The organism is Bradyrhizobium sp. (assembly GCF_049798375.1).
In the GTDB taxonomy this organism is placed as follows: Bacteria; Pseudomonadota; Alphaproteobacteria; order Rhizobiales; family Xanthobacteraceae; genus Bradyrhizobium.
Genome location: NZ_JBARGP010000362.1, coordinates 1 through 9,105 on the forward strand (window position 1 = coordinate 1; position 9,105 = coordinate 9,105).

At 63.3% G+C, this 9,105-nt stretch carries 12 protein-coding genes and 1 pseudogene; 6 read left to right on the forward strand and 7 right to left on the reverse strand.

All coding sequences use genetic code 11. The features are described 5' to 3' along the window. Positions 1-224 precede the first annotated feature (224 nt). The gene (locus tag WA702_RS15175; protein WP_425111348.1) at positions 225-440 is read right to left on the reverse strand and encodes a hypothetical protein; all 216 of its coding nucleotides are present in this window, start codon (positions 438-440) and stop codon (positions 225-227) included. Positions 441-732: 292 nt separating this feature from the next. On the opposite strand from WA702_RS15175, the gene ettA reads away from it, so the two are divergent. Continuing rightward, positions 733-2,382: an energy-dependent translational throttle protein EttA gene (gene ettA / locus WA702_RS15180; protein ID WP_425111349.1), complete on the forward strand. Its 1,650-nt coding sequence runs from the start codon at positions 733-735 to the stop codon at positions 2,380-2,382. 8 nt (positions 2,383-2,390) lie between these two features. Further along, entirely contained in the window at positions 2,391-3,617 is a 1,227-nt protein-coding gene (locus tag WA702_RS15185; protein WP_425111350.1) for a lytic murein transglycosylase, read from the forward strand. A 78-nt stretch (positions 3,618-3,695) separates the two neighbouring features. Here the strand turns inward: WA702_RS15185 and WA702_RS15190 are convergent, their stop codons facing one another. Next, positions 3,696-3,977 carry a hypothetical protein gene (locus WA702_RS15190; protein ID WP_425111351.1) on the reverse strand — a complete coding sequence of 94 codons (282 nt, stop codon included), beginning with the start codon at positions 3,975-3,977 and terminating at the stop codon, positions 3,696-3,698. A 224-nt stretch (positions 3,978-4,201) separates the two neighbouring features. Further along, entirely contained in the window at positions 4,202-4,510 is a 309-nt protein-coding gene (locus tag WA702_RS15195; protein WP_425111352.1) for a hypothetical protein, read from the reverse strand. A gap of 385 nt (positions 4,511-4,895) precedes the next feature. On the opposite strand from WA702_RS15195, the gene WA702_RS15200 reads away from it, so the two are divergent. Next, on the forward strand, positions 4,896-5,183 hold the full coding sequence (locus WA702_RS15200; protein WP_425111353.1) for a (2Fe-2S)-binding protein: 288 nt from the start codon (positions 4,896-4,898) through the stop codon (positions 5,181-5,183). 121 nt (positions 5,184-5,304) lie between these two features. After that, positions 5,305-5,790 carry a bacterioferritin gene (gene bfr / locus WA702_RS15205; RefSeq protein WP_425111354.1) on the forward strand — a complete coding sequence of 162 codons (486 nt, stop codon included), beginning with the start codon at positions 5,305-5,307 and terminating at the stop codon, positions 5,788-5,790. A gap of 120 nt (positions 5,791-5,910) precedes the next feature. On the opposite strand, the gene WA702_RS15210 is transcribed toward bfr, so the two are convergent. From WA702_RS15210 to WA702_RS15220, 3 genes are all read right to left on the reverse strand, one after another. Next, positions 5,911-6,516, reverse strand: a complete 606-nt coding sequence (locus WA702_RS15210) for a pyridoxamine 5'-phosphate oxidase family protein (protein ID WP_425111355.1) — start codon at positions 6,514-6,516, stop codon at positions 5,911-5,913. 126 nt (positions 6,517-6,642) lie between these two features. Next, entirely contained in the window at positions 6,643-7,719 is a 1,077-nt protein-coding gene (locus WA702_RS15215) for an alpha/beta fold hydrolase (RefSeq protein WP_425111356.1), read from the reverse strand. 79 nt (positions 7,720-7,798) lie between these two features. Beyond that, positions 7,799-8,044, reverse strand: a complete 246-nt coding sequence (locus tag WA702_RS15220; protein ID WP_425111359.1) for a DUF2188 domain-containing protein — start codon at positions 8,042-8,044, stop codon at positions 7,799-7,801. A 148-nt stretch (positions 8,045-8,192) separates the two neighbouring features. Between WA702_RS15220 and WA702_RS15225 the strand changes: the two genes are divergently transcribed. Next, positions 8,193-8,465, forward strand: a complete 273-nt coding sequence (locus WA702_RS15225; protein WP_425111357.1) for a DUF2277 domain-containing protein — start codon at positions 8,193-8,195, stop codon at positions 8,463-8,465. A gap of 86 nt (positions 8,466-8,551) precedes the next feature. After that, complete coding sequence (locus WA702_RS15230) at positions 8,552-8,782, forward strand: hypothetical protein (protein ID WP_425111358.1); 231 nt, start codon at positions 8,552-8,554, stop codon at positions 8,780-8,782. 61 nt (positions 8,783-8,843) lie between these two features. Here the strand turns inward: WA702_RS15230 and WA702_RS15235 are convergent. Further along, positions 8,844-9,105 (reverse strand): annotated as a pseudogene (locus WA702_RS15235) (collagen-like protein); the annotation flags it as partial.

A 9,105-nucleotide genomic window follows, 5' to 3' on the forward strand; every position in this document is an offset into this window, starting at 1 on the left:
TGCATCGACGCGGTCGGCGAGCATAGGCCAGTCGGCGAGCGTCAGCGCCGTATCGTAATAGTCATCGAGGATTGCACAGCGCAGCCGCGTCATCGGCAGGGTCCATTCATGGCGGGAACGGCGACAGGGGATGTCGCCTTAACGAATGGACGTTATCGTCGCGCGCAAATCAGGGCTGCGCAAGCGCCCGGCCTTCAATTTGCGTCGAGGACGGGCGCTGGATGTCAGCTGTCGGTCTTGACTCGGAACGAGGCCTGCGCACCGTATTTCGCGTGCCAGGCCGGGCCGGGTCCGCGCATGTAGTGCAATTCCGGCCGATAGGGATTGAACGCCCGGGCGAAGAATTCGCGCCAGAAGCTCTTGAACTCGGCGACCAGGCCGGACGACGGCCCACGCTTCACTGCTGATGAGGACAGGGACACTGTCGAAATGGTGGTCATGACGGGCGCTCGCTGTTGTGCGGTCTTGGCGCGTTTCGTGCTCGACGGACGTTTTTTCGGCGCCGGGAGCGAGTTTCCGTCCCAGTTAATTAAAAGTCGGTTTCAATTGTCGTGACATGCCGCACACATGGTGTCGATTCCGTAGTGATCCGTGGTGAATGAATGGGAAACGGGCTCGGCAAGCCCGCAATTGTCCCGCCCGGACCCGCCCGCCGGTTGCCCTTTGGGGGCGGCGCAGCTACATCAGCGTCAACATCCCCCATAAACGTTGACTGTTTCCAAAGGAAACGCGATGGCGCGCCAATTCGTCTATTTCATGCAGGGTCTGACCAAGGCCTATCCGACTCGCAAGGTGCTCGATAACGTCCATCTGTCGTTCTATCCGGATGCCAAGATCGGCGTGCTCGGCGTCAACGGCGCCGGCAAGTCGACGCTGCTCAAGATCATGGCCGGCATCGACAAGGAGTACACGGGCGAGGCCTGGGTCGCCGAGGGTGCGCGTGTCGGCTACCTCGAGCAGGAGCCGCAGCTGGATGCGAAACTGTCGGTGCGCGAGAACGTCATGCTGGGCGTCGCCAAGCAGAAGGCGATCCTCGATCGCTACAACGAACTCGCGATGAACTATTCGGAAGAGACCGCCGATGAGATGACCAAGCTGCAGGACGAGATCGAGGCCCAGGGCCTGTGGGATCTCGACAGCAAGGTCGATCAGGCGATGGACGCGCTACGCTGTCCGCCCGACGATGCCGACGTCACCAAGCTCTCCGGCGGCGAGCGCCGCCGCGTCGCGCTGTGCAAGCTGTTGCTCGACCAGCCGGAGCTATTGCTGCTGGACGAACCGACCAACCATCTCGACGCGGAGTCGGTGTCCTGGCTCGAAGGCCATCTGCGCAACTATCCCGGCGCGATCCTGATCGTCACCCACGACCGCTACTTCCTCGACAACGTCACCAGCTGGATCCTCGAGCTCGATCGCGGCAAGGGCATTCCCTACGAGGGCAACTACTCCTCATGGCTGCAGCAGAAGCAGAAGCGCCTGGAGCAGGAGGGCCGCGAGGACGCCGCGCATCAGCGCACCCTGGCGCGTGAGCAGGAGTGGATCGCGGCTTCGCCGAAGGCGCGCCAGGCCAAATCGAAGGCGCGTTATCAGCGCTACGAGGAGCTGCTCAAGAAGGCCAGCGAGAAGCAGTCCCAGGGCGCGCAGATCGTCATTCCGGTCGCCGAGCGTCTCGGCCAGAACGTCGTCGACTTCGAGGGCCTGAACAAGAGCTTTGGCGATCGGCTCCTGATCGACAATCTCAGTTTCAAGCTGCCGCCCGGCGGCATCGTCGGCGTGATCGGCGCAAACGGTGCCGGCAAGACCACGCTGTTCCGCATGATCACCGGGCAGGAAAAGCCGGACGCCGGCACCATCACGGTCGGTGAATCAGTGCATCTCGGCTATGTCGACCAGTCGCGCGACGCGCTCGACGGCAGCAAGAACGTCTGGGAGGAAATTTCCGGCGGCAACGAGCTGATCCTGCTCGGCAAGAAGGAAGTGAACTCGCGCGGCTACTGCTCGGCGTTCAACTTCAAGGGCGGCGACCAGCAGAAGAAGGTCGGTTCGCTGTCGGGCGGTGAGCGCAACCGCGTCCATCTCGCCAAGATGCTGAAGTCGGGCGCCAACGTCCTGCTGCTCGACGAGCCGACCAACGATCTCGACGTCGACACGTTGCGCGCGCTCGAAGAGGCGCTGGAGGATTTCGCCGGCTGCGCCGTCATCATCAGCCATGATCGCTGGTTCCTCGACCGCATCGCCACCCACATGCTGGCATTCGAGGGCGACAGCCATGTCGAATGGTTCGAGGGTAACTTCCAGGACTACGAGAAGGACAAGATGCGCCGGCTCGGCCAGGACAGCATCATCCCGCACCGGGTGAAGTACAAGAAGCTGACGCGGTAGGCGCGCTAATGCGGCGCATCACGCTCATTGCGGTGGTGATTGTCTCTCTGTGCGGAGCGACATCAGCACGCGCCGCCGACGCCGCCTTCACGCAGTTCGTCGCCTCGCTGTGGCTCGAGGCGAAACAGCAGGGCGTCTCGCGCGCCACCTTCGATGCCGAAACGCGCGGGCTCGATCCCGACTACAAGCTGCCCGACCTTCTGCTGCCCGGACGGCCCGCGACAGGCGCGCCGTCGCAGGCCGAGTTCGTGCAGGTCCCGGCCGATTACATCAAGGAGGCCTCGATCGCGCGGCTGGCGTCCTACGGCCAAAAGCTGATGCAGCAATATCGTCCGGCGCTGGACCAGATCGAAAAACGCTTCGGCGTGCCGGCCCCGATCGTGCTCGCGATCTGGGGCCGGGAGACCGATTTCGGCCGCTACACGCTGCCTTATGACGGGCTGCGCGTACTGGCGACCCAGGCCTATGTCGGCCGCCGCAAGGACCAGTACCGCACCGAATTCATCTTGGCGTTGAAGATGCTCAGCGGCGGTGTCGTGAGCCGGAAGGATCTGCGCGCATCCTGGGGCGGCGCCGTCGGTCTCACCCAGTTCCTGCCGTCGGAGTACTACAAGCATGGTGTCGACGTCGACGGCGACGGCAAGGTCGACCTCTGGCATTCGGTGCCGGACGCGCTCGGCTCGGCCGCGCAGCAGCTTGCCGACAAGGGCTGGCAGAGCGGGGTACGCTGGGCCTATGAGGTCAAGGCGCCTGACAATGTCGACTGTACCGTGGGCGTGCCTGATGTCACGAAACCGATCGGCCAATGGCTGCGAGCAGGCTTCGTGCCAGCGCGGGGGCAGCGGCTCAGCGCGGCCGAGCAGGCGCAGCCGGCCTCGCTGCTGCAGCCTGAAGGAATCTACGGTCCGGCCTTCCTGGCGACCAAGAACTACTTCGTGATCAAGGAATACAATTTCTCCGACCTCTATGTGCTGTTCGTCGGGCACCTGGCTGATCGCATGACCAGCCCGCTGCCGTTCGCGACGCCATGGTCGGCATCGAAGCAACTGCGCACGAAAGACGTCGAGGCGATGCAGAAGGGGCTGACGCGGCTCGGCCTCTATAGCGACAAGCTCGACGGCAAGGCTGGGATGCAGACCCGTGCGGCGCTCGGGACGTTCCAGAAAAAGGCGGGACTCAAGGTCGATTGCTGGCCCAGCGAAAGCGTGCTGAAGGCGATCGACGCCGCGCACTGACGGTGGCGATCTCCGTTCAAGCAAAAAGCCCGACCATTCGGCCGGGCTTTGCGCGCTCGAAAGTGCGTGGCGTGAAGCTCAGTAGCAGACGCGGACCGGACGGATCACGTAACCGTAGCCATCCCAATAGCGCTCGCGGCGCCAGTAGCAGCCACCCGGAGGCGGCGGACCTTCGACATAGGCCGGTGCGGCATAGGCGGGACGGCTGGACGCGATCGCGCCACCGACAATGGCGCCACCGAGCAAGCCGGCCGCGAGACCGACACCGAGGCCGTCGCCTGCCTGCGCAGCTGGCGCACTGATAGTGATCGAACCTGCGATCGTCGCAACCGCAACGGCAGCGGTCAGGATCTTCTTCATATTTCGAACTCTCCTGGAGGCGGCGCCCATGACAGGCGCCAAGTTTGGGTGACTCACGCTTCCCGAATTGCCAGCGCGTAAGAAACACGCAAATCCGTCAACCCTTCGTAAACGCTACAAACGCCGGCCGGTCAGGTGCCCCGTAAAAACGGTTTTTTCTGGCCTGGCCAACGTTCGTTTTTCGAAATCCAACCCGGCGGCGCGAATTTAAGGAAGGTGAATGGCTATTCGCACACGCGCACGCGGCGGATGCGCCAGCCATAGCCGTCCCAGAACCGCTGGCGCTGCCAGTAGCAGTCATCCTCGGGCTCGGCGACATAGGCCGGTCCGCCGCCGTAATAGTACGAGCCAGGGCCGGGGCCGTAATAGTAGCCGGGACCACTGCCAGCGGCGATCGCGCCTCCGACAATGGCGCCGCCGAGCAGGCCGGCCGCAACACCGGCGGCAACGCCTCCGCCTCTTGCCTGAGCTGGCGCGATTGCGGATGTGGCGAGGGTCCCCACGGCGACGAGGGCGATAAGCATCTTCTTCATGACCGTACCTTTCCGAGAAATAGCAGACGGCAAAGTTCCTTCGGCAAAATTCCATAGCCCGCTTGAATGATCAATGAACGGAGCCGTCGCAACGATGTTCTTTTACGTGATCACGGTGCAGTGCACAATTTACTAAAAAGGCGGGCAGGCCCGCCCGGTCGCCGGCATGCAGACGGGAATAAAGGCGGACAAGGATGAGTCATGGCGGCAGAGCCGGGAATTATACGGAGCTTGCGCCGCTCGAGCTTCCTCGAGCACCGCTAGTTAGATTGATTCCAGGTTGAGCGGCGATTTGGAATCGCTTCAAAAGACGTGTTTTTGTTTTGCGAAGCCACGGCCGCTTTACTATCCCTAGAGCACGATCTTCAGAAGGTAAGTCCGTTCTATGATTGTGTGTTCCTGCAACGTCATCAGCGATCACGACGTCCGCAACGCTGTCAGCGCGGCTGACGAGCTACCGCGCAATCCCAAGCAGCTCTATGGCTGCCTTGGCTGCAGCGCCGAATGCGGACGCTGCGCACGGACCATCAAGACCATCATCGACGAGGCGCTGGGACCCTGCGCCCGCGCCTGCCAGTCCGGCTGCCAGCATGGTCGGGACCATGCGAAGACCCACGCTCCCGCATCTGACGATGCGGAGGCCATCAGCGAGTTCGCGCTGGCCGCCTGCTGAGGTTCGCCTCTGCCCGGAGCCGACACCTCCATAAGCTTTGGAAGGCTAGGTGATGAGGGTCGTCTTTGCTGCTCGAAGCTGATATGAGCCGGTTTCCGGCCTCAATTTCTTGGAGCATACAATGCAGGGCGACCCAAAGGTCATCGAATATCTCAACAAGGGCCTGCGCAGCGAGCTGACCGCGATCAATCAGTATTGGCTGCACTATCGCCTGTTGAACAATTGGGGCCTGCTGAACATGGCCAAGGTCTGGCGCAAGGAATCCATCGAAGAGATGGTCCACGCCGACAAGTTCACCGACCGGATCCTGTTCCTCGACGGCTTCCCGAACATGCAGGTGCTCGAGCCCTTGCGGATCGGCCAGAACGTCAAGGAGATCATCGAGTGCGACCTCGCCGCCGAAATCGGTGCGCGCACGCTCTATCAGGAAGCCGCCACCTATTGCCATGGCGTCAAGGACTACGTCTCGCGCGACCTGTTCGAGTCCCTGATGAAGGACGAGGAGCATCACATTGATTTCCTCGAGACCCAGCTCGATTTGATCCAGCGCATCGGGCTCGAACTCTACACCCAGAAGCACGTCGGCGGCCTCGAGAGCGAGAGCTGACCTTCCTCGTAGTATCATTCCGGGATGGTCCGCAGGACCACACCCGGAATCTCGAGATTCTTGGTGCGCAATTGCGCACCTGAGGGCTCGACGCTCTGCGTCGCCCCGGAATGACCCTAGCTAAAGCTGCGTCCGGTAACGGGCGTCGACCGCTTCCTGCGACTCCGGCTCGCCGAGCTTGGTCTGGTCGTGGATGATCTCGGCGATGCTCGGCATCGCCGAGCGCTCGACCTGGGCTTCCTTGAGCCACAGCTTCGAGCGCATGATGGCCTTGCCGCAGTGGAAATAGGCCTCCTGCACCTCGACGCTGAGCACCAGCCGTGGCGGCTTGCCGAACTCCACCAGTTTCGCCAGCAGTTCGGGCGCGTCGGTCAGCGTGCCCTTGCCGCCGACCCGCAGCGTCTCGTTGATTCCCGGCACGAAGAAGATGAATTGCACGAGGCCGTTGCCCTCGGAGATATTCCTGAAACTGTCGATCCGATTGTTGCCCGGACGGTCCGGCATCAACAGCCGGCTGTCGCCCTCGGTATGGACGAAGCCGGGGTTGCCGCCGCGTGGCGAGGCGTCGGCGCCGCCGTCCGCGCCCGTGGTCGCCAGCACGCAGAACGGCGATAGCGCGATGAACCTCTTGCTGTGATGATCGAGCGCAGGCCGCGCCTTCGCGATCACCCGCTCACTTGGCGTCGCATAGATCGCCTTGAGATCAACGGTCACAGTATCGGTCAAGGTGCTCTCCAAGGATCAAGATGGTGGGCGAAGGCTATCACCACTCATTCGCTCCGCAAGGCGCAAGATTGCACGCCGGGCGCGGATGATGGCGCGCCCGGACGCTAACATGTAGCGTCAACACACCTACATGCCGCGCTGCGGTGCGGTGGTCAGCAACTCGCGCAGCGGCTCGGCGTAGAACTTGGCATTGCCGGTCGTGGAATGGCCCCGCGTCTCGGTCGATGCCGGGATCAGATAGAGCTTGGCATTCTTGATGCGCTTCAAGGCCTCTACCGTCACGCCGGTCTCCGGCGGATTGCGCTCGTCGTCGGCCGAATTGATCGCGAGCACGGTCGCGGTGATCTTCTCCAGATCGGCTGTGGGATCGTCATCATGCGAGGCGTCCCATTGATAGAGGAAGTCGTTGGCGTCGGCGGTGACCGGCGCGGCGAGCCGCTCGTCGACCATCTTGTCGGCCTTGGCCGCCGTCGGCGCCAGCATCTGGTAGGCCAGCGTGCCGCCGGCGCTGGCGAGGCCGTAAGCGGTGATTGCGTATTTCATCACGTGCGGCTGGCTGGTGTAGTTGCCGCCATTGTAGTCGGGGTCGTTGCGGATGGTCTCCAGCATGATCCGCCGCAGCATCCAATTGCGCGCGGCCATCGCGGTCGGCTGCGAGGCCATCGGCGCCAGCGCATCCATGAAGTTGGGATAACGTTCGCCCCAGAGCCAGCTCTGCATGCCGCCCATCGAATTGCCGATCACCAGCCGCACATGCTTGACGCCGAGACCCTCGGTCAGCAGGCGATGCTGCGCATCGACCATGTCCGCATAATCGTAGGCTGGAAACCTGGCCTTCAGCCCGTCGGAAGGCTTGCTCGATTTGCCGTGGCCGATGCCGTCGGGAATGATGATGTAGTATTTCGCGGCGTCGAGCGGCTGGTCCTTGCCGAACAGCACGCCGGCGAAGCCAGGCGTCAGCATGCTCGCGGCCGAGCCGCCAGAGCCGTGCAGCACCAGCACCGGCTGTCCGCTCGGCTCGCCGACGGTCGTGTAGTGCAGCCGCAATTCCGGCATGGTCTCGCCGGTATGGAATTTGAAGTCCTTGGCGATGAAGTCGCCTTGCTTCGGCGCAGGATAGTCGGCTGCCATTGCGGCGGCCGGTATCAATGTGAGGGCCGTCAAGGCAATCGCCAACCGGCGTGTGATGTTGCAGCAATTCATCTGTCTCTCCCCTGGATGCGCGCGCTCTTCTGGCCGCGTCGTTTAAATTGGTGGGCCGCAGCCGGCGGCCCCGCAGCCGCTACCGCTTGTCCTCGACGTCGGTCTCCGGCCGATCGCTGCCGGAGGCCGTCTCGGTGTGCCACTTGCCGTCCGCGGTCTCGTATTCGATCATCTCGGTGCGTCCCGGCGTGCGCTGTTCCGCGGCGGCGCGCCGCGCGGCCGTCAGCGCTGCGGCATGCGAGGCGAAGGTTTCCGAAAACACGCCGTTGACGGTATAGGCCCAGCCACCATCATGCTGGACGATCTTGTAGGTCACGTGGTTCATCATGCGCTCGCTAATCCCTGTCGGAGCGCGGGACGCCGCACCCCTGGCGGTCAGATAAGTGGGCCATCATAATAGGCCAATATCATAGGTCGTGTCAGGCTGCCCGGCGATATCAACAATGGGCGGGTCGCCCGCGGAGGAATCAGCCATGTGCCGCAACATCAAGACGCTGTTCAATTTCGAGCCGCCGGCGACCGAGGCTGAGATTCACGCCTCCGCGCTGCAATTCGTCCGCAAGCTGTCGGGCTTTGCCCGGCCGTCGCAGGCCAACGAAGCGGCCTTCCGGCGCGCGGTCGAGGAGGTGTCGGATACGGCGCGGCGGCTGCTGGACTCGCTGCACACCCAGGCGCCGCCGCGTGATCGTGAGGTCGAGGCGGAGAAGGCGCGCGAGCGGTCGAAGGCCCGGTTCGCGGGCCAGTAGGCAGGGCGCGATCCGTGACGCCGCTCACGGTGCGGCCATGCTGGATGCGGCAGGATGGTTGCCTTCTCGAGCAGTCGGAGATGCCGATGACCACCAAGCCCACCATCGCGCTCAAGCTCGGCGCCATCGCCTTCACCCTGCTATGGGCCGGCTGGATGATGCTGGTCAGCATCACGCTCGATGCGGCGGGCATCGCCATTCTGACCGTCTGCGCCGCAGCGGCCGGCTATGCCTGGTATCGGATGATGCGCTGGTCGCTGCGCCGCTTGTCGGTGCTGCCTGAGGGCGGGGAGGCGGTCCCAGGCGAGCCTTCTTGAGCAGCGCCGCCTATGCGCTTGCTGGCGCCACTGTCGCTCGCCCAGCGCCGGCGCGCGCCGCTCAGAAATCCTCCTCGTCGTCGTCGGGCTTTTTGTGCTTCTTCTTTTTCTTGTGCTTTTTCTTCTTTTTATGATGCTGCTCGATCAGCTCGGGATGCGGATCGTCGTCCTCGAACGCCTCGTTCAGCGCCTCGTTATGCTGGGACGCCATGAAGATCTCGCGCACCGCGAGCTGCGCGACCTCGCGCTCATGCGCCTCGTGCTCGCGCGTCGTCTTGTACGCTTCGTAAGCCTCGAAGATCTGCTCCAGCCATGGCATCAGC